This is a genomic window from Streptomyces sp. NPDC007264 (assembly GCF_042869095.1).
Lineage (GTDB): Bacteria > Actinomycetota > Actinomycetes > Streptomycetales > Streptomycetaceae > Streptomyces.
On record NZ_JBIAFD010000019.1, the window covers coordinates 126,067 to 152,592 of the forward strand.

Annotated in this window: 15 protein-coding genes, 1 tRNA gene, 1 pseudogene and 1 riboswitch; of the genes and pseudogenes, 9 read left to right on the top strand and 8 right to left on the bottom strand. The window is 73.1% G+C overall.

The genetic code is table 11. The features are described from left to right. Nucleotides 1-11 precede the first annotated feature (11 nt). Nucleotides 12-962 carry a UDP-glucuronic acid decarboxylase family protein gene (locus ACFYMU_RS27950; protein WP_388378706.1) on the bottom strand — a complete coding sequence of 317 codons (951 nt, stop codon included), beginning with the start codon at nucleotides 960-962 and terminating at the stop codon, nucleotides 12-14. 344 nt (nucleotides 963-1,306) lie between these two features. Between ACFYMU_RS27950 and ACFYMU_RS27955 the strand changes: the two genes are divergently transcribed. From ACFYMU_RS27955 to ACFYMU_RS27970, 4 genes are all read left to right on the top strand, one after another. Continuing rightward, the gene (locus ACFYMU_RS27955; protein WP_388378708.1) at nucleotides 1,307-2,455 is read left to right on the top strand and encodes a dihydrofolate reductase family protein; all 1,149 of its coding nucleotides are present in this window, start codon (nucleotides 1,307-1,309) and stop codon (nucleotides 2,453-2,455) included. A gap of 128 nt (nucleotides 2,456-2,583) precedes the next feature. Further along, the gene (locus ACFYMU_RS27960; protein WP_388378711.1) at nucleotides 2,584-3,171 is read left to right on the top strand and encodes an RICIN domain-containing protein; all 588 of its coding nucleotides are present in this window, start codon (nucleotides 2,584-2,586) and stop codon (nucleotides 3,169-3,171) included. 105 nt (nucleotides 3,172-3,276) lie between these two features. Continuing rightward, a tRNA-Met gene (locus ACFYMU_RS27965) sits at nucleotides 3,277-3,350 on the top strand. 323 nt (nucleotides 3,351-3,673) lie between these two features. Then, nucleotides 3,674-3,830, top strand: a riboswitch (cyclic di-AMP (ydaO/yuaA leader). Between the two features lie 10 nt (nucleotides 3,831-3,840). Continuing rightward, complete coding sequence (locus ACFYMU_RS27970) at nucleotides 3,841-4,875, top strand: M23 family metallopeptidase (protein ID WP_388378714.1); 1,035 nt, start codon at nucleotides 3,841-3,843, stop codon at nucleotides 4,873-4,875. A 177-nt stretch (nucleotides 4,876-5,052) separates the two neighbouring features. On the opposite strand, the gene ACFYMU_RS27975 is transcribed toward ACFYMU_RS27970, so the two are convergent. From ACFYMU_RS27975 to ACFYMU_RS27995, 5 genes are all read right to left on the bottom strand, one after another. Further along, a complete protein-coding gene (locus ACFYMU_RS27975) occupies nucleotides 5,053-6,915 on the bottom strand; it encodes an ABC transporter ATP-binding protein (protein WP_388378748.1) in 1,863 nt (620 codons plus the stop codon). 636 nt (nucleotides 6,916-7,551) lie between these two features. After that, nucleotides 7,552-8,889, bottom strand: coding sequence for a PrsW family intramembrane metalloprotease (locus ACFYMU_RS27980; protein ID WP_388378717.1), 1,338 nt, complete (start codon nucleotides 8,887-8,889; stop codon nucleotides 7,552-7,554). A gap of 63 nt (nucleotides 8,890-8,952) precedes the next feature. After that, nucleotides 8,953-9,765: a tRNA (guanosine(46)-N7)-methyltransferase TrmB gene (trmB, locus tag ACFYMU_RS27985; protein WP_388378751.1), complete on the bottom strand. Its 813-nt coding sequence runs from the start codon at nucleotides 9,763-9,765 to the stop codon at nucleotides 8,953-8,955. A gap of 143 nt (nucleotides 9,766-9,908) precedes the next feature. After that, a complete protein-coding gene (gene lhgO, locus ACFYMU_RS27990; RefSeq protein WP_388378720.1) occupies nucleotides 9,909-11,117 on the bottom strand; it encodes an L-2-hydroxyglutarate oxidase in 1,209 nt (402 codons plus the stop codon). 169 nt (nucleotides 11,118-11,286) lie between these two features. After that, entirely contained in the window at nucleotides 11,287-12,711 is a 1,425-nt protein-coding gene (locus ACFYMU_RS27995; RefSeq protein ID WP_388378723.1) for an MFS transporter, read from the bottom strand. Nucleotides 12,712-13,381: 670 nt separating this feature from the next. Between ACFYMU_RS27995 and ACFYMU_RS28000 the strand changes: the two genes are divergently transcribed. Together ACFYMU_RS28000 and ACFYMU_RS28005 are read left to right on the top strand one after the other, a co-directional pair. Beyond that, complete coding sequence (locus ACFYMU_RS28000) at nucleotides 13,382-15,466, top strand: asparagine synthase-related protein (RefSeq protein WP_388378726.1); 2,085 nt, start codon at nucleotides 13,382-13,384, stop codon at nucleotides 15,464-15,466. Nucleotides 15,467-15,549: 83 nt separating this feature from the next. Beyond that, a pseudogene (locus ACFYMU_RS28005) lies at nucleotides 15,550-19,196 on the top strand (BTAD domain-containing putative transcriptional regulator). 228 nt (nucleotides 19,197-19,424) lie between these two features. Here the strand turns inward: ACFYMU_RS28005 and ACFYMU_RS28010 are convergent. After that, on the bottom strand, nucleotides 19,425-20,189 hold the full coding sequence (locus ACFYMU_RS28010; protein ID WP_388378729.1) for a TetR/AcrR family transcriptional regulator: 765 nt from the start codon (nucleotides 20,187-20,189) through the stop codon (nucleotides 19,425-19,427). 377 nt (nucleotides 20,190-20,566) lie between these two features. Between ACFYMU_RS28010 and ACFYMU_RS28015 the strand changes: the two genes are divergently transcribed. Next, nucleotides 20,567-21,967, top strand: coding sequence for an NAD(P)/FAD-dependent oxidoreductase (locus tag ACFYMU_RS28015; RefSeq protein WP_388378731.1), 1,401 nt, complete (start codon nucleotides 20,567-20,569; stop codon nucleotides 21,965-21,967). 210 nt (nucleotides 21,968-22,177) lie between these two features. Next, nucleotides 22,178-23,833: a SpoIIE family protein phosphatase gene (locus ACFYMU_RS28020; protein ID WP_388378734.1), complete on the top strand. Its 1,656-nt coding sequence runs from the start codon at nucleotides 22,178-22,180 to the stop codon at nucleotides 23,831-23,833. 42 nt (nucleotides 23,834-23,875) lie between these two features. Here the strand turns inward: ACFYMU_RS28020 and ACFYMU_RS28025 are convergent, their stop codons facing one another. Beyond that, nucleotides 23,876-25,132 carry an MFS transporter gene (locus ACFYMU_RS28025; protein WP_388378737.1) on the bottom strand — a complete coding sequence of 419 codons (1,257 nt, stop codon included), beginning with the start codon at nucleotides 25,130-25,132 and terminating at the stop codon, nucleotides 23,876-23,878. Nucleotides 25,133-25,312: 180 nt separating this feature from the next. Between ACFYMU_RS28025 and ACFYMU_RS28030 the strand changes: the two genes are divergently transcribed. Further along, the gene (locus tag ACFYMU_RS28030; protein WP_388378740.1) at nucleotides 25,313-25,861 is read left to right on the top strand and encodes a MarR family winged helix-turn-helix transcriptional regulator; all 549 of its coding nucleotides are present in this window, start codon (nucleotides 25,313-25,315) and stop codon (nucleotides 25,859-25,861) included. The last annotated feature ends 665 nt before the right edge of the window (nucleotides 25,862-26,526 follow it).

Here is a 26,526-nt window from a genome sequence, read left to right on the forward strand (position 1 = left end):
GACGGCCCCTTTCACGCGCGGGTGGTCGGGTGCTGTTCGGCGAACCAGGCGACGGTCTCCTTGAGCCCTTCGTCCACGGGGATCCGGGGCGCCCAGCCGAGCAGTTCGGCGGCCAGCGAGATGTCGGGGCGGCGCTGCTCGGGATCGTCCTCGGGGCGCGGCACATGGGTGATCGGGGCGCCGGACCCGCAGATCTGCCGGACGAGTTCGGCGATCTCCAGGACCGTCATCTCGTGCGGGTTGCCCACGTTGACGGGGCCGGTGCGGCCGGACTCCAGGAGCCGGACGACGCCCTCCACCAGGTCGGACACGTAGCAGACGGACCGGGTCTGGCCTCCGCTGCCGGTGACCGTGATGGGTTCGTCGTGCAGGGCCTGCCGGATGAAGGTGGGAATGGCCCGCCCGTCGTGGGCGCGCATGCGCGGACCGTAGGTGTTGAAGATGCGGACGATGGCCGTGTCCAGGCCGAACGTGCGGTGGTAGGCCATGACGGACGCTTCGGCGAAACGTTTGGCCTCGTCATAGACGGAGCGGGGTCCGACGGGGTTCACATTGCCCCAGTAGCCCTCGTGCTGCGGGTGGACCAGCGGGTCCCCGTAGACCTCGCTGGTGGAGGCCAGCAGATAGCGGGCCCCCTTCTCGCGCGCCAGTTCGAGTGTGTGGAAGGTGCCGAGCGATCCGGCGCGCAGGGTGTTCAGCGGAAGCCTGAGATAGTCCGCCGGGCTGGCCGGCGACGCGAAGTGGAGGACCGCGTGCACGTCGCCGTCGACGGTGAAGGGCTCCGTGACGTCCTGCCGGACCAGGGTGAAGGGGCCGAGCGAGGGCAGGTGGGCGACGTTCTCCGCCCGTCCCGTGGAGAAGTCGTCGAGGCAGACGACCGCGTATCCGTCCGTCAGGAGCCGCTCGCAGAGATGGGAACCCAGAAAGCCGGCGCCTCCGGCGACAACGGCACGCTTCGTCACGCATCCCCCTGGTGCGAACGTAGTGTCTATACACGGCTAGTGTCTAGACACGTACTGTCGCATCGGCGCGCAGTCGGTGTCAACGGTGATCCCGGTGCGGGCCATGAGGTGTGTGCGGTCTGTGACGCGGCTGAAGCGATCCATACCCAGAGGTGCGGAGCTCGGGGAGCCGGGCCATCCGCTCCGGTGCGAGGCGGTCGAAGACGGCCGTGCGGACCGTCTCGGCACGGCCCGGCGCCGTGCGCGTTATTGTTCAAAAGTTGAACCAAAGGTGCGTGCCGGGGCGCACCGGATCAGACTGCTGTGTCCCGGCGCAGCGAACCCCGACCACTGGAGCGCACCTCATGGCCCACCCCTACGTCCTGTTGTCCGCCGCCGTCTCCCTCGACGGCTTTCTGGACGACACCGGCCCCGAGCGGCTGCTGCTGTCCGGGCCGGAGGACTTCGACCGGGTCGACGAGGTCCGGGCGGGCAGCGACGCGATCCTGGTCGGCGCGGGCACCGTGCGCACCGACAACCCCCGGCTGCTGGTCAACTCCGCGCGGAGGCGTGCGGCCCGGGTCGCCGCGGGACTGCCGGAGTACCCGCTGAAGGTCACGGTCAGCGTGTCCGGCGACCTCGACCCGGAGGCCCTCTTCTGGCACACGGGCGGCGCGAAGGTCGTCTACTCGACGGACAAGGGCGCCGAGCGGCTGCGCGAGCTGCTGCCGGCCGGCGTGGAGGTGGTCGCGCTCGGCCCGGACATGCAGTGGCGGGACGTGCTGGACCACCTGGGGGACGTGAAGGGCGTGCGGCGGCTGATGGTCGAGGGCGGCGGGCAGGTGCACACCCAGCTGCTGCGGCAGGGGCTCGCGGACGAACTCCAGCTGGCGCTCGCACCGATGTTCGTGGGGGAGCCCGAGGCGCCGCGGATGTTCGGGCCGGGACCCTATCCGCCGGGGCGGATGCGGCTGGTGGAGACGCGGGCCGTCGGGGACGTCGTCCTGATGCGCTATGTGTCCACGGCACCCGGGACCGGGCGGCTGGCCTCCGCCGCGGACCGGCGGTGGCTGGAGACCGCCTGTGCGCTGGCCGCGCAGTGCCCGCCGTCCCGGACGGCCTTCAGCGTGGGGGCGGTGATCGTCGCGGCCGACGGCACGGAACTGGCCCGGGCGCACTCCCGGGAGGGCGACCCCGTGGTCCACGCGGAGGAGGCGGCGCTGGCCAAGCTCGACCCGGCGGACCCCCGGCTGACCGAAGCCACGGTGTACAGCAGCCTGGAGCCGTGCGCCCGCCGCGCCTCCCGGCCCGCGCCGTGCGCTCGGCTGATCATCGACGCCGGGGTGCGACGGGTGGTCACCGCCTGGCGCGAACCGGACACCTTCGTGGCGTCCGCGGACGGGACCGCGCTGCTGGCGGCCCAGGGGGTGGAGGTGGTGCTCCTGCCGGAGTACGAGGACCTGGCGAAGGCCCCGAACGCCCATCTGCTGCCGCCGGAGGGACCGTCGGATTGAGGAGCCGTGCTTCGGCGTGAGCCACGAGGCGACTGCCGATGACTACGTACCGTTAATTTGCGATTACTCCCTGTATAAGTGTGGAGGTGTCGCCGACCTGGAAGGCGGCCTCGACAAGGGAGATCACTGTGAAGGCACTCCGACGCGTGTTCACCATCGGCCTGTGCACCCTGGTGGGCGGCGGGACGATGCTGGCCGCCGGCTCCGCCGCGCCGGCCGCGACCGCCGGCGTCGACCGGGCCATGGACGGCGGCACGTTCAGCCCGAAGCTGATGGTCAACCACAGCGGCAAGTGCCTGGACGTCGCGGTGGCGAGTCAGGCGGACGGGGCGTTCGTCCAGCAGTGGCACTGCTACAACGCGCCGGACAACCAGACCTGGAATTTCGTGGCTGTCGGTGACAACGACCTCACCGATGGCTACCTCGCGGACGGCTACTACACCCTCCGGGCCAAGCACAGCGGCAAGTGCCTGGAAGTCGCAGGCGGGAGCACTGCCGACAGCGCGCAGGTGTACCAGATGACGTGCGCCACCGACAATCTCAGGACGTACCAGCAATGGAAGCTCGTTCAGCGGTCCGACGGTTTCTTCGGCCTGGTCGCCCGCCACAGCGGGAAGTGCCTGACGGTGCCCGGCGGGAACCTCAATGACGGGGTCGGTGTGATCCAGGAGACGTGCGACGACGACAAGCCCTACCAGGAGTGGAAGCTCCTCTGAGCCTCCGGTCACGGCCGGACGCCACGGGTGGGCGCAGCCGCCCCCGGGTGCGGGACCGACGCGTGTGCCTCCTGTCGCGCGCATGGCGTACACTGGTCTCACCGACGCGGGGTGGAGCAGCTCGGTAGCTCGCTGGGCTCATAACCCAGAGGTCGCAGGTTCAAATCCTGTCCCCGCTACTGAAGGCCGAGGGCCGGAGTCCGAAAGGGCTCCGGCCCTCGGCCTGTCTCAGGCCCGCCCACCCCGCCGCCGCCCCGCTCCTCCGCGAACCGTCGTCACGCGGCGTGAACGAATGACGCCCCTCCGCATAACAACTGACACACCGTCAACACTCATGGGATGGCTGAGGCGCGGCCAAGTCGCCCCATTTGCCCCGTTCCTGGGGTGAAAGTCCAGGTCAAAAGCATCAGCGATCTCGTGGAACGGCTTGGAATCCGGGCCCCGTGTCTATTAACGTTCGATAACGCAGCGCGGTCGTCACAGCCGTCACCAGAGGCGGCTCCGTGCGCGTGTGCCGAATCCCGCAAGGGAGCCGGGGAACCACCACCTTGGGGTGAATCGGGCGGAAGCCGCCGTGGCAGCACGGCCGGTGACGCCCGTAGGAGACCTTCCTGCTCCGAACCCGTCAGCTAACCCGGTAGGCCAGTAGGAAGGAAGGAGTGCGCCCACGTGGCGTCCAACGGGCCTGCCCAGAGCACCTCGTTCGCCCCGAACGGCACTCAGACGTTCGGTTTCGCACCCCGTACCGGCGAGGGCCCCTGGGAGGAGTGGAACCCCACCGAGGAGTCCCTCCGTCCCGTACGCGGTCGGCATCGTGTCGGCAAGCAGCGCGGAGGCGGGCTCGCGCGCAGCTCCGCCGTGCTCGGCGTCGGCGTGATCGCAGCCGTCGGTGCGGGAGGCATGGCCACCGCGCAGTCCGGCAAGCCCCCCGTGTCGATATCCATGCCGGACCTGTCCTCGGTCGCGGACTCCGCCAAGGCGCTCATCGGCGAGGACTCCGGCGGCCCCAAGGGTTCCGCCACCGCCCTCAGCTCCGCGGGCCTGACCACGGCCGACGCCGCCGCCGGCAACGCGGACGCGGGCGAGGCACTGCGCGCCCGGATCCTTCAGCAGGCCGAGTTCCAGCAGGACCAGGTCGACGGCGCGGCCGCACGGGCCGCGCAGGACGCCGCCGCGAAGCAGGCCGCCGAGGCCGCCGCCAAGGCGCAGGACGCCGCGGAGGCCAAGGCCGCGGCCGAGAAGCAGCAGGCGATCGAGGAGGCCAAGAAGAAGGCCGAGGCCGCGCGGCTGGCCGAGCTCGCCAAGCAGTACGCGCTGCCCACCTCCTCGTACACCCTGACCTCCCGCTTCGGCGACGCCGGCTCCATGTGGTCCTCCGGCTACCACACCGGCCTCGACTTCGCGGCGCCGACGGGGACGCTCATCAAGGCGGTCCACAGCGGCACCATCACCGAGGCGGGCTGGGCCGGCTCGTACGGGTACCGCACCATCCTCACCCTCGACGACGGCACCGAGCTGTGGTTCTGCCACCAGTCGTCGATCAGCGTCAGCGTGGGACAGAAGGTGGCCACGGGCGACGTCATCGGCCGCGTGGGCGCGACCGGCAACGTGACCGGGCCGCACCTGCACCTGGAGGTGCACCCCGGCGGCGGCGACGCCATCGACCCGCTGGCGTGGCTGCGCAGCAAAGGCCTCAACCCCTGACGTCCCCCGAGCCACCGGGCCGGGCCGTTCCCGGGCCCGGGGCCCCGTCCCCCCGACCCCGGCAGCCCTGACGACACCCCCCCGACGGCAGGGCTGCCGGCCGGACGAACGCAGGGATGTCCACGGACGTGGGTGCGGCCGCTCGGGCGAGGCGTCCTGACGTGGCGCCAGGGCCGCTCACGCGGGGGTCCCGCGCCTCTCGTCGTTCGGCTCGGACGTGATCTGGTAGGACAGCAACTGCTGGAACAGGCCCGGTTGCCGGGAGAGCTGGGCGTAGGTGCCCTCCTGGACGATCCTGCCTTCGTCGAGGACCACGATGCGGTCGGCGATGGCGACGTTGGTGATCCGGTGGGTCACCAGCAGTACGGCCCGGTCCTGGGCGAGGTTTCGCAGCCGCTGGAAGATGCGGTACTCGGCGCGGGGATCCAGGTTGGCCGTCGGCTCGTCGAGGACGAGCAGACCGGCCTGGCGGAAGAACGCCCTCGCCAGGGCGATACGCTGCCACTGGCCGCCGCTGAGTTCCTCCCCGTTGAGCCACTCGCGGGCCAGGAGGGTGTCCAGGCCGGCCCCGAGTGTGTCGACGACTTCGTCGGCGTCCGCCGCCTTGCACGCCTCGCGGACCGCCGCGTCGCCGCGCGCGGTGGGCTGTCCCTGGGTCACGTTCTCGCGCACGGTCAGCGGCCAGTGCGCGTAGTTCTGCGGCACGAGGGCGACCTGCTGCCACAGCGCCTGCGGATCGGCGTCGCCGGTGGGGACGCCGTCCCACAACACCTGTCCGTCCGTGGGTAAATACAGACCGCTGACCAGCTTCGACAGCGTCGACTTGCCCGAGCCGTTGAAGCCCACCAGCGCGGTGACCTCGCCGCGGCGCAAGGTGAGGGAGACGTCGGACAGCGCGTCGCGGTCCTTGCCGGCGTACCGGTGGGTGACCGACTTGACCTCGATCGTCCTCGGTGGCCCGGAGCGGTGCGGACCCCGGCGCATACGGAAGCCACCGGCCTTGTCCAGGAAGCCGCTCCAGTCGTCCATGTACAGCCCCGTACGTACGGCGCGCGCCCCGACGGACACCAGACCGCGGATCGACGTGCCCACCGTCTGCAGCGCGAAGACGGCCGTCCCGGCATGCCCGACGGTGATACGGCCGGTCGCGAGCAGCCACACGACCGCCGCCCACACCATCGCCGAGCCCAGTCCTCCACACAGCGCACCGAGCAGGGACATCCGGGCGCCCTTGTCGGCCGCAGCCCGGTCCTCGCGGTTGATCCGGGCGACCGTGTCCCGGTATCGGCCGGACAGAAACGGGGCCATGGTGCCGGCACGGATCTGGTCGGCGGCTTCCTTGGTGTAGATGTGCCAGCGCAGCACCGACAGCATTCGGTTGTCGCCGTTGCTGCGGAGGTTCGCCAGGTAGCGCACCCGGGCGGCGCTGACCTGGGCCAGGGCCTGCGGAAGGCTGGCCGCGACGAGAAGGGGGAGAAGAACCCAGTGCACGCCGGCCAGGACGAGCGCCCCCGCGAGGAAGCCGGCGCCCGAGGCGATCAGGTCCTGGCCCTCGTTGATCAGGTCGCCGGTGACCTGGGCCCCGCGGTCGGCGGCTTCCCGGTCGCGGTTGAAGTCGGGGTCGTCGTAGGCGCACAGCTCGACCTCGGCGCAGCCCGTGAGGAGCATCTGCTCGGCCTCGCGTGACATCAGCGGGCCGAGCCGGGAGGACAGCCAGTTGACGGTGATCCCGAGGAGCGCGCGCACGCCAGCGGCGCCGGCGAGCAGGGCGACGGAGGGCCATGCCTGAAGGAGCCGGTGGTACACGTCTCCGCTGTGCAGCAGGGCGGTCAGCGTGCCGGAGACGGCGACCAGGCCCAGAGCTTGCATCACACCGGTGACGGTCTGGCACAGCAGGAGGCCGGCGGTTGCTCGTCGGTCGACGCGCCAGGCGAGAGCCAGCGAGCGGCGTACCAGCTGCGGCAGGCGTCGGGCCATGTCGCGCATCCGGATCGAGCGGCCGGCGGCTTCGCGGCTGCCGGTCAGGTCGACGTACCGCATCTGCGACTCGGAGGCGGGCGGTCCGGCGGACGGCCCGGACGGGGACGTCGCGGAGGAGGTGCGCGGCCCCGGAACACGGTCGGTCGATGCATCGGTGGGCTCGCTCATGCCGCCCACCCCGTATCCGGACGTGCCGAGCCGAGCCTGCCGTCAACGTCGTGCGTGGTCACGCCGGGCCGCCGTTCGATTCCGGGAGGCTGATGCGAGGGTGCGGGGGTGGAGTGCATGGCGCGTCCTCCGTCTGGGCGTAGGTGTGGCACTGATGCTCTAAAAACGCGCTGGATCCGGCCCCGTCACGGCCCGTTCGGAGGGCATTCGGCGAACGTGAGTTCCCTTGCCGGTGGTGGGGCGTGCGGGCTCCGGGCGGTCGCGGCTCAAACTCGTTCGATCAGGGCAGTTCACTCCTTCAGGGGGTTGCGGACAGCCACGGACCGGGCCGCGCGGTGAGAGCGGCGGAGAAGTTCAGGGTGTCGCCGTCGCGGAGTTCGGTGCGCTCCGGGGTGTGCGGGGTGTGCGGGGTGTGCGCGACGGGCGCGACGTGGGCGTAGCCGAGGATGGCGTAGGCGAGCGGCCGGCCCTCCTTCGGCCGGCCGCGCAGGGCATCCCGGGCGGTGAACGCGAAGTGCTCGCCGGTCCCTACCGGCGATACGGGTTGTACCCGGGATACGGCGTGGCCGGCCCGTGCTGCGGCACCCCGTACAGCGGCGCATACCCGGGGCCCTGCCACACCGGCGGTGCCATCGCCGGTGCCATCGGCATGGTGACCCGCGCCGCGTGTTCCAGTGCCGGCCGCGCCACCGCCCGCCGCGCCCACAGCGCGGAGAGCAACTCCCGCTCCCGCACGACGAAATCGGCCCCCGCCCGCCCCCGGCGCCCCCGGTGGCGCAGGAACGCCACCGATGTCGCGAACGCCTCGTACTCCGCGACCGAGCGCGCCGCCGCCTGCCCGAAGTGGTGGCCCGCGTACTCCCGGGCCAGCCGCCGCGCCCGCAGGGAACCGAGGACGAACGGCTCCACCGGCCCCAGCCACCCCGCGGCCGCGTACGCCGGCAGCTCCTCCCGCACGGTCCTCAGCTCGCGCTGCCGGGTCCAGATCACCAGCCAGGTCAGCAGCCCGAACGCGGGCGCCATGAAGGACGCGTAGACCGCGAAGAACCCGTACTCGCCGAACGCCGACGAGCCGTTCCACATGGCGTGCATGCCCATCGCGAGCACCAGCCCGCCCAGCGGCGCCAGCAGCCGGCGTACACGCCGGTGCTCCGCCGACAGCGCGGCGACCCCGAATCCGATGCCCGTGAGCACCGTGAACAGCGGGTGCGCGAACGGCGACATCACCACGCGCACGAAGAAGGTCGCGGCCGTGACGGAGGCGAACCCGCGCCCCCCGCTCAGCTGGTCCGTCCCGAAGGCCGTGCCCAGGTACAGGATGTTCTCGGTGAAGGCGAAGCCGGTGGCGGTGACCCCCGCTATCACCACCCCGTCGACGATTCCGGTGAAGTCCCGTCTGCGGAAGAGGAAGACGAGCAGCACGGCCGCCGCCTTCGCGGACTCCTCGACGAACGGCGCTATGACCGTCGCGCCGAGCGTGTCGGCACCGTTCGGATCGGCGGTCGTGGTCGCTATCCACCGCGTCGCGAAACTGTTCGCGACGATCGCTATGAGAGCGGCCGCGCACGCGCCCCACGCGAAGGCGAAGACCAGATTCCACCAGGGGCCCGGCTCGACCCGGTCCAGCCAGCGGAAGGCCGCCACGAGCAGCGGCACGGGCAGCACCGCGAGGGCCAGCCCGACCAGGAAGCCCTCGGTGCCGGTCTGCTGCCGCACGAGGGCGAGGATGACGAGCCCGGACAGGGTGAGGAGCGTGATCAGCGCCCCGTACCGCACCCACCGCCTCTGCCACCAGTGCGGGTGACCGAGCACACCCCCGTCCGCGGGACCGCTGGGGTACGTCGGGTACGGCGGGAGGGTGGCCACGGCATCGACCCTAGCGAGACAGGGGCGCCGCCCGCGACGGTGCCCGGTGGACCCGCGGGGCGCTCAGCCGCCGACGGTCGGCTGGTCTCGGTGCCGTACGCGCCGGAACAACAGATCGTTCACGACATGCCCCTTGTCCAGTCCCTGGCCCTCGAAACGGGTCAGCGGCCGGAACGGAGGCCGTGCCGCGTATCCGCCGCCCGGCCGGGTGTTCTCGAACTCCGGGTGCGCGGTGAGCACTTCGAGCATCTGCTCGGCGTACGGCTCCCAGTCCGTGGCGCAGTGCACCAGCGCGCCCGGCTTCAGACGGGTGGCGGCGAGCGTGAGGAACTCCGGCTGGATGAGCCGCCGCTTGTGGTGGCGCTTCTTGGGCCAGGGGTCGGGGAAGTAGACGCGCAGCCCGTCCAGACAGTCCGGTGCGAGCATCTCGCGGAGCAGGATGATCGCGTCTCCGTTGCCGACCCGGACGTTGGACAGGGCGCCCCGCTCGGCGAGGCTGAGGAGGTTGCCCTGGCCGGGCGTGTGCACATCGACCGCGAGGATGTTGGTGTCCGGGTCGGCGGCGGCCATCTGCGCGGTGGCCTCGCCCATCCCGAACCCGATCTCCAGCACGACGGGCTTCGTGCCGCCGAACAGCTCGGCGAGATCGACCACCCGCCGGCCGTCGATGTCCAGCCCCCAGAGGGGCCACAGCCGCCGCAGGGCATCCGCCTGCCCGGTGGTCACCCGGCTGCGGCGGGGCTGGAAGCTGCGGATCCGCCGCTCGAAGTGCGACCCGGCGGGATCGGCCTTCGGCCCGCCGGGGAAGCGGGGCTCGCCCTTGGCCCGGTCGCGCGGGACGGATGCGCCGGGAGCGGCGGCCCGGCCGCGGGGCAGGGCCCGGGGGTCTTCGGGGGCGACATCGACATCGAGGGAGTCAGACACAGTGGAACCGATTTTACGGGGAGACCGACGCTGCCCGGCCGTCCGGTGGGCGGCGCCCCCTTCCGGCGGCCGGGGCGAGGACGGCCGGCGGGCGCTCAGCCCCGGGCCAGCGCCGCCAGCGCCAGCCGCGCCACCTCCCGGCCGATCGGCAGGGAGGCGGTCGCCGCGGGGGACGGGGCGTTCAGCACATGCACCGCCCGCGGGCCCTCCCGGATCAGGAAGTCGTCCACCAGCGTCCCGTCCCGCAGTACGGCCTGCGCCCGCACCCCGGCGGGGGCCGGCACGAGGTCCGCCGCCCCGACCTCCGGCAGCAGTCTGTGCACGGCCCGCGTGAACGCCCTCTTCGACACCGACCGCCGCAGCTCCCCGGCCCCGTACCGCCAGTGCCGGCGCGCTATCCGCCACGATCCCGGCCACGCCACCGTGGCCCCCAGCTCCCGCGGCCGCAGCGTCCCCCAGCCGTATCCCTCGCGGGCCAGGGCCGGCACCGCGTTCGGCCCGATGTGCACGTGCGCGTCGATCCCCCGCGTCAGATGCACCCCGAGGAACGGGAACGCCGGGTCCGGCACCGGATACACCAGCCCCCGCACCAGCTCGGGGCGCGCCAAGGTGTAGTACTCGCCCCGGAAGGGCACGATCCGCATGCCCGGGTCGTCGCCGGTCAGCCGGGCCACCTCGTCGCAGTGCAGCCCGGCGCAGTTGACCAGGGCCCGCGCCCGCAGCACCGCGCCGTCCGCGGTCCGCACCGCGACGCCGAGCGAGGGGCGCCGGTCGATCCGCACCACCCGCGCGCCGTACCGGATCTCCGCCCCCGACGCCTCGCCCAGCCGCCGGGCGACCGCCGTGAAGTCGCAGATCCCGGTGGTGCCCACGTGGATGGCCGCGAGGCCACGCACCTCCGGCTCGTACTCCGTGATCTGGGCCGGGCCCAGCTCCCTGACCGGGATGCCGTTCTCCCGGCCGCGCTGGACGAGCGCGTGCAGCCGCGGCAGCTCCTCCCGCTCCGTCGCGACGATCAGCTTGCCCGTGACGGCGTGCGCGATGCCGTACTCCGCGCAGAACTTGATCATCTCGGCGGCGCCCCGCACCGCGTACCGCGCCTTGAGCGAACCGGGGCGGTAGTAGATCCCGCTGTGGATGACCCCGCTGTTGCGCCCCGTCTGGTGGCGGGCCGGGCCGGACTCCTTCTCCAGGACCGTCACCCGCGTGCCCGGAGCGGCACGTGTGATCGCATACGCCGTCGACAGGCCGACGATTCCTCCGCCGACCACCAGCACGTCGCAGTCGTACGCGATCTCCCGCATCAGCTCCACCTCCCGGTTCGATAGTGCACTGCGCCACTGACAGTGCGCTCAAACCCGGGAGGTGCCCGAAGACCCGGGCGGCCGGCGCGGTCATGCCCGGGACCGTGCGCCGCGCGGGGCCGCGCGGCGCACGGACGCCAGAAGGCTCATGACCGTCCCGGCGAGCTCTCTAGGCGTGAGCCATCAGCAGCGGTCGTGCGCGTTCCCGCAGCTCCGCCACGCGCGGTTCGTCGCCGTACGGCTCCAGCCGGTGCATGAGGTCCCTCACGTACTCGGTGGTGCGCGCCGACGATATGCGCCCGGCGACCTCCACCGCCCGCACCCCCTGCTCGCACGCCGCGTCCAGGTTGCCCGACTCCAGCTCGGCGACCGCCGACACGACCAGGCGCAGCCCGTGGGAGCGCACGTACTCCTCCGTGGGCCGGGACAGGGCCTGCTCGGTGAAGCGGCGGACCTGGCGGGGGGCCTTGAGGTCGCGGTAGCACTCGGCTGCGTCGGCCGCGAAGCGGTCGTAGGAGTAGAAGCCGAGCCACGACGGGTCGTTGTCGCCGTCGCGGGCCCGCTCCAGCCAGCCCTCGGCCGCCTTCAGGGCCGCACCGGCCGCCTGGGCGTCACCCGCGCGCGCGTGCGCCCGTGCCTCGACGAGGCGGAAGAAGCTCATGGTGCGGGCCGTGGCCAGGCCGCGGTTGCGCTCCAGGGCGGCCTGGGCGAGGTCGACGCCCTCGTCGCCGAAACCGCGGTAGGTCGCCTGCAGCGACATGGAGGCCAGGACATAGCCCCCCAGGGGGACGTCGGCGGCCGCGCGCGCGAGCCGCAGCGCCTGGATGTAGTAACGCTGGGCGGCCTCCTGCTGCCCGGTGTCGAAGGCCATCCAGCCGGCGAGGCGCGTCAGTTCGGCGCTGGCCCCGAACAGGGCCCGGCCGACCTCGTCCGAGTACGAGCCGAGCAGCAGAGGCGCGGCCTCCACGCGTAAGCACTCGGGCACCATCGACGAGCGCCAGTCGCCGCCGCCGTACTTGGAGTCCCAGCGCCGGGCGTCCTCGGCGGCCTCGCGCAGCTTCTGCACATCGCTGTGGCCCACCTTCAGCGGCGCTCCGGGGCCCTCTCCGGGGCCGGGGTCGCGCGCCACCGAGCTGTCGGCCGGGGTGATCAGCCAGCGGGAGGCGGGGGTCGCATAGGCGCTCACCGCGAACGATCCGGCCAGCGACTGCCAGATGCCGCCGTTGCCGCCCCGGCGTCCGGCCAGGTCGAGGCGGTACAGCTCCGTCGCCGACTTCACCGCCTGTCCCACGTCCCGGGGGAAGGCGAGGCCCACTTCCGGCGCGGGGTCCGCGTCCGCCAGACCGATCTCGTGGAGCGGTACGGGGCGGCCGAGCTTCTGCGCGATGGCCGCGGCGATGAGGTGGGGCGCGGCGCCCTGCGGCACCATGCCCTTGGAGACCCACCGCGCCACCGACGTCTTGTCGTAGCGAAGAGTCAACCCGCGTTGGGCGCCAAGGTCGTTGACGCGCCGGGCGAGTCCTGCGTTGCTGATTCCCGCGAGGGCGAGAACGGCGCCGAGCTTTTCGTTCGGCCCGCGTTGCTCCCTGGACATGCGCCACCCCTCGACACAGACGGCTGCCGCAGTGGCATAACCGTGCGGCATTCGTAAACCCAGCGTAGTTCGCCGCATCCCAGCCGTTAAGGGGCGTAAATCCGGATGGCGGGATTGTGGCCCGCACCCCAGTACGGAGTGTCGCGGCGTGCTCCTGGTGTGTGGCCGTGCGCCCGTCCGTGCGCTCTTCTCCGGCCACCCCGGGAGAGGTTGCATGGCCGTGCGTGGGTCGGCCCGCTGTACTGGATCCAGTGGGCTGGGGGACACCGCCGCCTACATCCCCGCGGGCGGCGGACCGGTCCGGGGGGCGAACTCCGCCTCCCGGACCGTGCGTTGCGCGGAGCCCTGTACGGAGCGTGCGCAAGCCTGCCCACCGTCGGCCGATTTGGCCGAAAATCGATGGTGGATTCCGAAGGCGATCAAGCCTCCTACCACGACTGTTGAGGGCGCGAAGGGCGTTCTCGGGGAGCGTATCGGGGGCGCATTCGCGTCGCTGTCGCCTTCCTCCCGCCGCAGTCGAAGCCAGGGCTCACCGGTTCACGGGCCTCTTCACACGGGCGCATTCCCGGGCGCACAAGCGCGAACACACGCCCTCGGGGGCGCATGCTTCATGGCAGCATGGGAGCCGTTCGTCCGGTGCACTGGTTGTCCACAGCCTGTGGAGGCGTCGATGCGGTGGTTGGTGGGATGGAGCAGCGCCGCCGCCGGTGCCCTCGAGCCCGGCTCCGCGGGAGCCACCGGACTCGACGGCGAGACCGTCCACCCGGTGGGCTCCCAACTCCTGTGGGGCGACCCCGATCCGCTCTGGGCGGTCGGCGACTGGCGCCCCGACGAGGTGCGCGTCGTGCGGGCCGACCCGCAGACCCGGATCGCGGTCCTGGGCACCTGCGGGGCCTCCGACGAGGAACTGCGCGTCGGCCTGTTCGCCGCCCGCGGAGGCGCACTCCGCCATCTGACCGTGTGGCCCGGCAGTTACACCGCCGTCGTCCAGGTGGGGCGCAGGGTCACGGTGTGCGGCGACCTGGCGGGCGCGCGGCCGGTGTTCCACACGCCCTGGGCGGGCGGCACGGCGTACGCGACCGCCGCGCTGCCGCTCGCCGACCTCATCGAGGCCAACCTGGACTTCGGGCACCTGGCGGCCCTCCTCGCCGCCCCCGACGTACCGGCGGCGGTGCACGACTCGACCCCGTACGACGGCGTGCGGCGCATACCTCCGGGGCACGCCCTGATCCTGCGGGCGGGGGCCCGCGAGATCGCCGGGTACGAGCCGGTCGCGTCCCTCGCGGTCGCGGCGCCCCCGGCGGACCCCGCCGACGCGGTGGACGCGGTGCGCGACGCCCTCGTCGACGCCGTACGCGCCCGACTGGCGGCACCCCGGCACGTCCCGGGCGCCGACATCGACCCGGGGCCGGTGCCCGGGATGGGACCGGCGCAGCGGCGCGCCGCCCGCGGGATGCCCGTGCCCGGCATCGGCGCCGACCTCTCCGGAGGACCGGCCTCCGGCACGCTGGCGCTGCTCGCGGCCGGGCTCCCCGGCAGACCCGGAACGGTGCTCGGCCACGGCACGGGGGCCGGCGAACGCCTGCTGGCCGTCACCTTCAACGACCTCGCCGTCCAGGGCCGCGAGGCCGAACTGGAGCGGGCCGGCACCCTGGCCGCGAATCCCCGGCTGCACCACGTGGTGGTGACCGGCGGCGAGGAGGTGCTCCCCTACGCCGACCTGGAGGTCCCGCTGACCGACGAGCCCGGCCCGTCCCTGGTCACGGCGGCCAGGCACCGGGCGCGGCTGGCGTCGGGCAGTGCGGACCACTTCACCGGCTACGGCGCGCGGCAGGTCCTCGACGCGCACCCGGCCCGGCTCGCCGACCTCCTGATGGACCGCAAGAGACGCCATCTCGTACGCCCCGTGGCCGCCCTGGCGAAGGCCGACGGCTCCGTGTTGGTCCCCGCGCGCGTGTACGGCGCGGCACGGAAGCTGGCCCGCACCCCGTACCGGACCGGGGTCGACGCGCTCGCCGACCGGCTGATGCAGCGGCGGTTCGAGGAGCCCGGGGGCGCCGTCGGGGCCTCGCTCGCCGCGCTCACCTGGGCCAGACCCGGGCCCGCGGCGCGCTGGCTGACCGGTGAGGCCCTCGCTGAAGTATCGGTTCGCCTGCAAGGAGCCGCAGGTCGGACGGGGGTTGGTCCGGGGCAGCGCCCGGGCGACTTCCGCGCGCGTGCGGCCCTGGCCCGGCACGCGGCGGACCTCCGCGTCCTGGAACAGGCCGCCGAGGTCCGCTCCCAGCGGCTGCACGCGCCGTTCCTGGACAACCAGGTCGTCCGCGCGTGCCGCGCGCTTCCCGAGGCCCTGAGGGTGCAGCCCGGGGCGCGCGCCGCGATCCTGCGGACGGTCCTGGAGGGTGCGGGCGTCGGCGGCCTGCCGCCCGGCTGGGGCGCCCCCTCCCACGGCTCGACGGCGGCCGCGGCCCGCGCGGGTCTGCGGGTGGCCACACACTCCCTGATGGCCCTGTTCGACACACCGCTGCTCGCGGAGGCCGGCCTGGTGGAGGCCCGGGTGGTGCGCAAGGCGGTGCGGGCGGCGGCCGAGGGCGAACCGCTCCCGCTGGACGGCCTGGCGGACCTGGTCTCCCTGGAACTGTGGCTGCGCCGGCTGCTGGCCCGCCGGGGCACCTGCTGGACGGGCACCCCCGCCCGGGCCCGCGCGGTACCGGCGGGGATCGCCCCGCGGGGACGGGTGCTGGGAGCCGGGGCGTAACGGTTCCGCGGCAGGGGACGGCGACGCACGCCCCTGCTCACAAACCCCGTGCCATGCCACTCGCTCCCGGTGAGAATGGGGCGGTGCGGTACAGGATTCTCGGAGTTGCCCAGGCGGAGGACGACCGGGGGACCCCCGTACCCGTCGGCGGACCCCGCGTCCGCGCGCTGCTCACCGCGCTCGCCCTGCGCCCGGGCCGTACCGCCGACCCACGGACCCTGATCGACGAGGTCTGGGCCGACGACCGGCCGCTCGACGCCCCGGCCGCCCTCCAGGCGCTGGTCGGACGGCTCCGCCGTGCCGTCGGCCGGGACGCGGTCGTCTCCGGGCCCGGCGGCTACCGCCTCGCCGCCGCCCGCGACAGCGTGGACCTCTTCGTCTTCGAGGACCTCGTCGGGCGCGGCACCTCGGCCCTCGCCCGGGGCGACGCGCACGCCGCCGCCCGCGACCTGCGCGCCGCGCTCGCCCTGTGGCACGGGCCCGCCCTCGCCGACCTGCCCGACCGCGCGGCCGCCGCCCGCCCCGAGGCCCTGCGCCTGGAGGCGACCCGCGCCCGCGTCGAGGCCGACCTGTGCCTGGGCCGCGCCGCCGACGCCGTACCCGAGCTGACCGAACTGACCACCGCCCATCCGTACGACGAACGCCTCCACGCCCTCCTCGTCCGCGCCCTGCGCGCCACGGGACGGGGCGCGGACGCCCTGGCCGTGTACGAGGAGGTGCGCCGCGCCCTTGCCGAGGGGCTGGGCGCCGACCCCGGACCGGAACTGCGTGCGCTGCACGCCGAGTTGCTGGCCCCGGAACCGTCCGCGCCCCCGTCGGAGAGCCGTCGCGGGCCGGACACGCATCGCGGGCCGGACACCCGGCGCGGTGGCGGCCCCACGGGATCCCGTACGGCCCCCGCCCCCGCCCCCGCCCCCGCCACCGCCCCGGCCTCAGCCGCGCCCACCACCCGTAGCACCGCCCCCGCCGCCCGCACCGGCAACATCCGCCCCCGGCTCAACTCGTTCGTCGGCCGGGAACGCGAACTCGACGCCATCCGCGCCGATCTGCGAGGGGCCCGCCTGGTCACCCTCACCGGGCCGGGCGGCTCGGGGAAGACCCGTCTGGCCGAGCAGGCCGCCGCCGGGCTGCCGCAGGCGTGGCTGGCCGAGCTGGCCCCGCTCGACCGGCCGGAGGCGGTGCCCGCCGCGGTGGTCAGTGCCCTCGGACTGCGCGAGACCGTACTGATCACCAACGAGATGGCGGTGCCGCAGGACGACCCGGTCGCCCTCCTCATCGAGCACTGCGCGGCGCGCAGCGAACTCCTGATACTCGACAACTGCGAGCATGTGATCGGCGCCGCGGCCGAGCTCGCGGAGACCCTCCTGACGCACTGCCCCGGACTCACGATCCTCGCCACCAGCCGTGAGCCCCTGGGCGTGCCCGGCGAGTCGGTCCGCCCCGTCGACCCCCTGCCGCCCGATCCCGCGCGCCGCCTCTTCCTGGAGCGCGCGGCGGCCGTGCGCCCCGACGCGACCTGGCCGCCGTCGACGAGATCTGCCGCCGCCTCGACGGCCTGCCGCTGGCCATCGAGCTGGCCGCCGCCCGCCTCCGGCTGCTGACGCCCCGGCAGATCGCCGACCGCCTCGACGACCGGTTCCGGCTGCTCACCTCCGGGAGCCGCACCGCGCTGCCCCGCCAGCAGACCCTGCGCGCGGTCGTCGACTGGTCCTGGGACCTGCTCGACGAGCGCGAGCGCACCGTGCTGCGCGAGATCGCCGTCTTCGCCGGCGGCTGGGACCTCGCCGCGGCCGAGGCGGTGTGCACCGGGCCCGCCGCCGACCTCGTCGGGGCGCTCGTGGACAAGTCCCTGATCGTCGCGACTCCGGTCGAGGACGGCGACCGCGACGACTGCTGCGGTGAGGGCGGTGAGGGCGGTGACGCCGGTGAGGGCGGCGCCACGGGCATGCGTTACCGCATGCTGGAGACCATCCACGAGTACGCCACCGAGCGCGCCGCGGAGGTCCCCGAGCTGCGTGCGGCGGCGGAGCGCAGACACCGCGCATGGGTGCGGGCGCTCGTCGAGGAGGCCGAGCCGAAGCTGCGGTCGGGCGAGCAACTGCCCTGGATCCGGCGCCTGGAGAGGGAGCTGGACAACATCAGGGCCGGACTGTTCCGGGCCGTCGTCGCAGGCGCCGAGGAGGAGGCCGGCGCGATCGCTCTCGCGACGGGCTGGTTCTGGTGGCTGCGCAACTTCCGCCGTGAGGGCGCGGAGTGGGTGGACCGCGTGCTGCGCCTGGGAGCGGCGCTGGACGGACACGGCCGCCCGGCGGCCGTCTCGTCCGAGGCCGCCCCGGAGGCGTCCGCCTTCCGGCCGCGCGAGGCCACCGTCCCCGCCGCCTCCGCGGTGCGTCCCGCCGCCGACGTCCTCACGGAGCTCGCCGCGGTCGACCACGTCGAGGCGTTCCTCGCCCACGCGGACGCCGAGACGGGGCATCCGTTCCACCGGATGCGGATGAGACTGCGGGTGCTGCACATGTTCCTGGTCGCGGAGTCGCGCCCGGCGGCCTCGATGCGGGACGAACGGTGGCGGCGGTACGCCGCCCGGATTCGCCGGACCTTCGAGCGGGGCGGCCCGGAGGCTGCCCGGCTGCCCGGCATGGTCTGGCCGATGACCGTGTACTACCTGGACGAGCCGCACCAGGTACGGCACGCCATGGACGCGGTGCTGACCGAGTGCCGCAGACACGGCGGCGACTGGGAGACCGGCGTCGCCCTCATGATGCGCACGCACCTGCTCGTCGATTCCCCCGGCGGAGTGCACGACGTGGACGGCGACCTGGCCGAGCTGCGCGCGCTCGGCCTTCGTGTCGGCGACCGCTGGATGCGCGCCCAGGTGTGCAGCGCGGCGGGCGAGGCGGCGATGGCGCGCGGCTCCTTCGAGGAGGCGAAGAGCGAGTACGAGGCGGCACTGAGGCTCGCGCACGAGGTGGGGGCGCACGCGGAGGCGCCGTTCCTGCTCGCCCGGCTCGGGGAGATCGCCTACCGCGAGGGCAAGCGGACGGACGCCTGCACCACGCTGGACGAGGCGAGCGCCGCCGCCGACCGGTACGCCGTGCAGGACGCGCACGCGTACGTGTCCCTGCTGCGCGCGCAGATGGCGCTGGACGAGGGGGAGACGGCCCGGGCGCGGGCATGGTGGGAGCACGCCCGGGCGGAGACCCACCGGGGCACGCCGCCCCCGCACTTCATCGCCGCGCTGAACGGCATGGAAGCGCTCGTCACGGTCGCCGAGTCCGGTCCGGAACCGGGGCTGCCCAAGCTGGCCGAGGCGCTGCGCCAGGCCGTGGCGAGCCGGTGCGCGGAGTCGGTGACGGCAGGGCTCGCGGACATCGCCGCGAACGTCCTGGCGACCGTCGGCGAACTCGCCGGTGCGGTCCGGCTGCTGGCGGCCGCCGACCGCTGGCGCGGGCGCTCTGTACGCCCCGAACCGGAGCGCACCCGGGCCGGGCGGACGGAGCGGGTCGCGCTGGAGGCCCTGGGCCGGGCCCGCTTCGATGCCGAGCGCGCGAAGGGGTCGGCCTTCACCCCTGACGACGTGCTGCGGGACCTGGCGCGCGTGTGCCGGGGCCTCTCCTCCGGGCTGAGCCCGACCCGTCGCCCGCCGACGGGCGAACCGCGACTCGCGCAGTCCGCGAGCGCGGCCGACTCGAACGGGCCTCCGTCTGCGGAAGATCACCGAAACGGGTGACGCACGACCACGGCGGCAGCCGGCCGGCGGACGTGGCCCGGGGACACGGCGAACCGGTGGGCCGCCGCGCCCGGATCCGTGCGCGGGCGACGCGGCACCCGCGCACGGACCGCGGACGGCCGCGAGGGCCCGGACCTCGGGAGCCCGGCCCTCGGCAGCACGTTCCTCAGGAGCCCGTTCCAGGCCCGCCCGCTCGCCGCATGGCCGCTCGCCTCAGGGCCGGGCGTCTCACGCCGGTCGTGACCGCAGGCCTTCCAGGAGGATGTCGAGCAGCCGCGCCGAGGCCGCCGCCTGATGGGCGGGGTCCGGCAGCGAGGGAGCCGCGGTCGCGATCACGAGCAGGACGTCCGACACGGTGACGTCGGCCCGCAGCTCGCCCGCCGCACGCGCCCGCTCCACTAGCTGCCCGACGACCTCCAGCAGTGTCGTGGCACCCGCGTCCTCCAGCAGCGCCGCGGTCCGCTGCTCGACGAGCCGCAGTTCGGCACTCTGCTGGGGCCGCTGCTGCGGCACCCGCGGCTCTTCGGCCGGCACCGCGCCGGACCTCTCGGCCCCTTCCTCGACCACCCCCACGCGCAACACCTGCGGCGGCAGCAGCCGGCCTGCGCCCGACGCCACCGACGTGCGCAGGAAGCGGGCGAGCGCCGACCACGGCTCGTGCTCCTCGCCCAGCGCCGCCCGGGCCTGGTCGGTCAGCCGGGCGGTCTCCTCCTCGGCTATCCGGCGGACGAGGACGTCCTTGCTCGGAAAGCGCCGGTAGACCGTGCCGACGCCGACCCTCGCGCGCCGCGCCACGTCCTCCATCGGCGCTCCGTACCCCAGCTCGCCGAAGACCTCGCGCGCCGCCCGCAGTACATGCTCCAGATTGCGCTGTGCGTCCACGCGCAGCGGCGCCGTCCGCGCGCCGTTCCCGCGGACGTTGCCCGCCGTGCTCACCGCGCCCGCCGGCGCGACGGCGGATGCGGACGACCAATGAGAGTCCTGAATGTGCATAAGCGTTCCCCCGGTAATGACGTCTCCCCCCGGAGACACTCCCCGTCATCGGAAGCCGGAGCATACGGAAAAGCGTCGTATCCGGTCGGGCCACCCGTCGCGGACCCGCCGAACACATCCCCCACACCCCGTCGACACACGAACATAGTTGAGCGGGAGTCAATTCAGAAGGGGCAGGTTCCGCACGGAGCGCCCCCCGATCGGAGTACGCGCCGGATATATCCTGTTTGCACCCCTTGAAATCGCCCCCCTCACACCCGCCGACCTGCGTCTTTTCTCCACACCCCGACAATTCGGTCAACTCCGGCCGGAGCCTGTGTCCGGTCACACAATTTGCTGAGGCTGTGGACAAACCCCGGCGCCGGGTGCGTCATGGGATGGTGACGGCTGCATCCCAACGGGCGACACCTCCCGAACCCTCGAAGTGCGTGCGCATCCTCGTCGTCGGCGGTGGCTCCGTCGGTCTGTACACGGCCCTGCGCCTGCAGCAGAAACTCAAGGCGGAGCTCGGGCGGGGCGAGGCGGAGATCGTGCTGGTCTCGCCCGACCCGTACATGACGTACCAGCCGTTCCTGCCGGAGGCGGCCGCCGGCGCCATCTCACCGCGCCACCTCGTGGTGCCGCTGCGCCGGGTGCTGGACGGCTGCCGGATCGTCGTCGGCGAGGTCACGGCCGTCGACCACGCGAAGCGCACCGCGACCGTCGCCACCCTCGCCACCCAGGAGACCGGGGAGACGGAACAGGTCTCCTACGACGAACTCGTCCTGGCCCCCGGCTCCATCTCGCGCACCCTCCCGATCCCCGGTCTCGCCGACCACGGCATCGGCTTCAGGACCGTCGAGGAGGCCATCGGCCTGCGCAACCACGTCATCGAGCAGATGGACATCGCCTCCTCCACCCGCGACCCCGCCGTCCGCGAAGCGGCCCTCACCTTCGTCTTCGTGGGGGGCGGCTTCGCCGGCGTGGAGGCGCTCGGCGAACTGCAGGACATGGCCCGCTACGCCTCGCGCTACTACCACAACGTGAGGCCCGAGGACATGAAGTGGATCCTCGTGGAGGCGTCCGACCGCATCCTGCCCGAGGTCGGCGAGGAGATGGGCCGGTACACGGTCACCGAACTGCGCCGCCGCAACATCGACGTGCGCCTCCACACCCGCCTGGAGTCGTGCGTCGACCGCGTCGCCGTGCTCAGCGACGGCACGCGCTTCCGCACCCGTACGGTCGTGTGGACCGCCGGGGTGAAGCCGAGCCCGGTGCTCGCGGCCACCGACCTGCCGCTGAACGAGCGCGGGCGCCTCAAGTGCACCCCCCAGCTCACCGTGGACGGCGTCACGCACGCCTGGGGCGCGGGGGACGCCGCCGCCGTACCGGACGTCACCGTCGCCGAACCGGGCAGGGAGACCGCCCCCACTGCCCAGCACGCCGTGCGCCAGGCGAGGGTGCTCGGCGACAACATCGTGCACGCGTTGCGCGGCGAGCCCCTGGAGACGTACGCGCACAAATACGTCGGCTCCGTCGCCTCCCTCGGGCTGCACAAGGGCGTTGCGCACGTCTACGGGCGCAAGGTGAAGGGCTACCCTGCCTGGCTGATGCACCGCATGTACCACCTCGGCAGGATCCCCACCTTCAACCGCAAGGTCCGCGTGCTCGCCGAATGGACGCTCGCGGGACTGTTCAAGAGGGAGATCGTCTCCCTCGGTTCACTCGAACATCCCCGTGCGGAGTTCGAACTCGCGGCCGGTGGAAAGCCTTCAGGAAACCCGAAGGGGTCGTCCTGAGCGGATCCAGGAACTCCGCCGGACAGGCGGGCGTCTGACGGATGTCGGTCCGGTCGGCCAGACTGGTCCCCGACCATGGGCGGGCCGACCCCCGCCCCGACCCATCCACCAGGCTCTCCCCACCGCGCTGCACACCCCCGGGGGCAGGCACCCGGATCCCCGACCGGCTCCGGAGCCGGCCGGAGACGACAACGACGAGGCAAGGAATCGGTGAACTTCACGCGCTGGAGCGCCCGGCTCCCCGGAACGCAGCGCCGCGCGGCAGCGCGGACCGGGCACGCGGTCCCCCCGGACCGGCGGGGGGACGGCTCCGTGCCCGCGGCCCGCGCCGAGCGGCTCACCGACGACGACACGCCGAGCGTGCCCGCGGTCGACGAACTGCCGGTGCGCGAGGTCCTCGACCGCGTCCCGGCCCTGGTCGCCCTGCTGCACGGCTCCGACCACCGCGTCGCGTACGTCAACGACGCCTACGTGGCGGCCTTCGGCCCCCGCCCGGCCGGCGGACCCGCGCGCGAGGCACTGCCCGAGCTGGACGAGCTCGGTCTCCTGCCGCTCCTGGACCAGGTGCTGCGCAGTTGCAGGCCGCGCACGGTCAAGTCCCGCAAGGCGCCCGGCGGCCGCTCGTACACGTTCACGTGCACGCCGGTCGACGTGCGCGACGACAAGGCCAGGGGCGTGCTCGTCTTCGCGGCCGACGTCACCGACCACGCCGAGGCCGCCGAGCGGCTGCGGGCCAGCGAACGCGAACAGCGCGAGACCGCCGTGACCCTCCAGCGCTCCCTGCTGCCCCAGGAGCTGGAGCAGCCCGACGACCTGCGCATCGCCGCGACCTACCAGCCCGGCGGCACGGAGGCCGCGGTCGGCGGCGACTGGTACGACGTGATCACCCTCGGCGGCGGCCGTACGGCCCTCGTCATCGGCGACGTCATGGGCAGGGGAGTCCGGGCGGCCGCGGTGATGGGCCAGCTCCGTACCGCCGTCCGCGCCTACGCCCGCCTGGACCTGCCCCCGCACGAGGTCCTGCAGCTCCTGGACGGCCTCGCCGCGGAGATCGACGCCAACCAGATCGCGACGTGCGTGTACGCCGTCCACGACCCGAACGAGGGCCGACTGGTGTACGCCTCGGCGGGCCACCTGCCGATCCTGGTCCGCGACGAGCACGGCGACGTGCTGCGCGCCGACGAACCCACCGGCCCGCCGCTCGGCACGGGCGGCTGGATCCACGCGTCGGGCTCGGTGCCGCTGGGCCCCGGCTCCACGGCCGTGCTCTACACCGACGGCCTGGTCGAGCGCCGGGACGCGGACCTGGACGAGGGCATCGCGGCCCTGGAGGGCGCCCTCGCGGGCGCCACGGGCACGCCCCAGGTGATCTGCGACCGCCTGTTCCGCTCGGCGGGCGTCACCGCCGGTCACGACGACGACGTGGCGGTGCTCGTGCTCCAGCACCCGGCGCGCACGGGCCCGGACGGCGACCTCTTCCGGAACGCCGCGCTGGAGCTGCTCGGCGGAGTGGAGGCGGCTCCACGCGCGCGTGCCTTCGCCTCCGGGGTGCTGACGAGCTGGCGGTTCCCGGTCGACCTGCACGATCTGGGGGTGCTGGCGGCGAGCGAGCTGGTCGCGAACTCGTTGCAGCATGGGGTTCCGCCGATGCGGCTGCGGCTGCGGCGTACGGACCGGCGGCTGATCATCGAGGTGACGGACGGCGACGAGCACCTGCCCCGCCGCCGTCGGGCGGAGCCGGCGGACGAGGCGGGGCGGGGGATCGCGATCGTGGCGACCATCGCCTCCAGCTGGGGGTCGAGGCGGACGCCGGGGGGCGGTAAGGCGGTCTGGTGCGAGTTCGCACTGCCGCGCGGGGCGAGCTGACCGCCCGAGGCGTCCGGGCCGGTCGGCCCGGACGCGCTCCGGTCAGGCGCGCGCCGGCGCGTGTCCCGCCGCCGCACTCCCCTGCGCCACCACCCGGCTCCTCACCGGCGGCTGGTTCTGCACCGGGGTGAGCAGCCGCCCGAGCCTGAGCGCGAGGAACGTGATGCCCAGGGAGCACAGCAGGAACGTCACGATGTACGGCGCGGGCAGCGACGCGGCCAGCGGTCCCCCCACCGCCGGGCCCAGCGCGAGCGCGAGCTGCTTCACCAGGGCGAAGGCCGCGTTGTACCGGCCGGCCAGGCCCGTCGGCGCGAGGTCGGCGACCAGCGGTGCGACCGTCGGCGCCAGCATCGCCTCGCCGAGACCGAAGAGCCCGTACGTCGTGACGAACGCGGCGGTCGCCATGGCCCGGCTCCCGTTCCCCAGGCCCGCGTACCCCGCCACGGCCCACGCCGCGGCCCAGATGAGCCCCACGGCCGCGATCACCCGCGTCCGCTTCCGCCGTTCCACGAACCTGAGCACCGCGAACTGCGCGATCACGATCACCGCCGTGTTCGCCGCCAGTGCCGTACCCAGCGCGGACGTCGAGATTCCGGCCGTCTCGACGCCGTATGCGCTCAGACCCGACTCGAACTGCCCGTAGCAGGCGAAGAACAGCACGAAACCCAGCACGGACAACCGCACCATGGCCGGGTCGCCCAGCAGCCGCCTCCGGCTCGCCCTGCCGCCCTGGTGGGTCGTGGCGGTCGCCGGCGCGTGCGGCACCCGTACGGTCGTCATGATCACGACGAGCAGCAGGAACATCACCGCCTCGATCGAGAACAGCAGAGTGAAGGACGAGGCACGCGAGACGTCGACGAGATGGCCGCCGATCAGCCCGCCCACGCCGAGCCCCAGGTTCTGCAGGAAGAACTGCACGGCGAAGGCCCGTGACCGCGTCTGCGCCGTCGAGCAGTCCACGATCATCGTGGCCAGCGCCGGCTGCATCACGGCCTGCCCCGCGCCGAGCACGGCCGCCGACAGCAGCACGGTCGGCGCGTCGGCGGCCAGTCCCAGGCTCAGCGCCCCGGCCGCGGTGGTGAGCAGGGCGGTGAGCAGCACCGGAAGCGGGCCGCGCCGGACGATCGCCCGCCCGGCGAACGGCAGCACGACGAGTGCGGCCACGGCGAAGACCGCGAGCACGAGACCCGCCGTCACGGCACCGAGCTCCCGCACCCGCGCCACATAGAGGTACAGGTACGGGACGGTGAAGCCGAGGCCGAACGCGCTGAGTGCGTTGCCCACATGGATCCGGCGCATCGCTGCGCCCCTTGCCCTGGTCACGTTCACCTGCCTTGGGAAGAGGGAACCACCGGCGTCCGACCCACAGGCCTTACTCCTGAAGCGATTAACCCTGAAGACTTCGAAGCTAAAGTTCGATACTAAAGAGTACACCTCGAAGGACTTCGACGCCAAGCGTCACATGCCATACTGCGGACCATGGGCGACACCCACGGCGTCAGTGAGCCGACCCTCGACGAGCAGATCGCCGCCTACCAGCGCGAGTTCAGGGACCTGGATCCCCAGGTCGAGCAGATCGTCTCGGCCCTGTCCCGCCTCAACCGCCGGATGAACGTGGCCTACGGCCGTCAGACCGCAGGGCTCGGCATCAGCAACGCCGAGTGGGAGGTCCTCAAGGCCCTCGTCCTGTCCGGCGCCCCCTACCGCCTGGGCCCCGGCGAGCTGGCCAAGCGGCTCGGGCTGACTCCGGCCGCCATGACCCATCGCATCGACCGCATGGTGAGCGAAGGACTGGTCACCCGGGAGCGCGACGAGGCCAACCGCGTCCGTGTGATCGTCGAACTGACCGCCGAGGGGCGCGAGAAGTGGCTGGAGGCCATGCGCCTGGCCTCCGTCTTCGAGGAGGACCTCCTCCAGGACCTGTCCCCCCAGGAGCGCACCGTCCTCGGCGAAGTGCTCACCCGCCTGCTGCGCCGGGTGGAGCACGCCCAGCCGGACGCCGGCGGCCGCCTCACCGACCTGGGCTGATGCCCACCTGGGTTTGGCGTCGCACCGCCGTGGGGAGACTTGACAGTCCACCCCCTGGTCCGTAAAGTTCTTCGGGTTGCCACGGAGCCGTAACGGTTCTGGGACAGCACCTCCCGCCGCAGCAGCGGCACCCAAACCATCCAGTTCGATCTCCCAACGGGGTTGAATTTCGGCGTGCCCGAATTCAAATCCATTTGGGCTCGACGACTCCCGGTCCGACCGGATTGGGAATCGCCGGACGGATCCGCTAGAGTTTGGGACGTCGGAACGGCCAACGGCCGCGAAGACAAACCCGGTTGACAGGGATCGGGCCCGAAAGGGTCTGGTAGAGTCGACACCGCCGGAAGGCCGAAAGGCCGGAAAGCACCGAGGAAATCGGGTCGAGAAAGATCTGATAGAGTCGGAAACACCGAAGGGAAGCGCCCGGAGGAAAGCCGCGAGAGTGTTCTTGCGGTGAGTACGAAGGAAGCGTCCGTTCCTTGAGAACTCAACAGCGTGCCAAAAGTCAACGCCAGATATGTTGATACCCCGTCCGTCGGTTTTTTCCGATGGTCGAGGTTCCTTTGAAACAACACAGCGAGGACGCTGTGTGCGAGGGGATCATTCCTCCTCTCGCACCGCTCTCGTGGTGTCATCCCGATCACGGGAAAACATTCACGGAGAGT

Excerpts from the sequence above, each read along its gene's own strand:
- ACFYMU_RS27955 (WP_388378708.1), top strand. The coding sequence starts at position 1,307 with ATGGCCCACCCCTACGTCCTGTTGTCCGCCGCCGTCTCCCTCGACGGC.
- ACFYMU_RS27975 (WP_388378748.1), bottom strand. The coding sequence starts at position 6,915 with ATGCGGTACGTCGACCTGACCGGCAGCCGCGAAGCCGCCGGCCGCTCG.
- lhgO (WP_388378720.1), bottom strand. The coding sequence starts at position 11,117 with ATGCGGGAGATCGCGTACGACTGCGACGTGCTGGTGGTCGGCGGAGGA.
- ACFYMU_RS27995 (WP_388378723.1), bottom strand. The coding sequence starts at position 12,711 with ATGTCCAGGGAGCAACGCGGGCCGAACGAAAAGCTCGGCGCCGTTCTC.
- ACFYMU_RS28000 (WP_388378726.1), top strand. The coding sequence starts at position 13,382 with ATGCGGTGGTTGGTGGGATGGAGCAGCGCCGCCGCCGGTGCCCTCGAG.
- ACFYMU_RS28010 (WP_388378729.1), bottom strand. The coding sequence starts at position 20,189 with ATGCACATTCAGGACTCTCATTGGTCGTCCGCATCCGCCGTCGCGCCG.
- ACFYMU_RS28015 (WP_388378731.1), top strand. The coding sequence starts at position 20,567 with ATGGTGACGGCTGCATCCCAACGGGCGACACCTCCCGAACCCTCGAAG.
- ACFYMU_RS28025 (WP_388378737.1), bottom strand. The coding sequence starts at position 25,132 with ATGCGCCGGATCCATGTGGGCAACGCACTCAGCGCGTTCGGCCTCGGC.
- ACFYMU_RS28030 (WP_388378740.1), top strand. The coding sequence starts at position 25,313 with ATGGGCGACACCCACGGCGTCAGTGAGCCGACCCTCGACGAGCAGATC.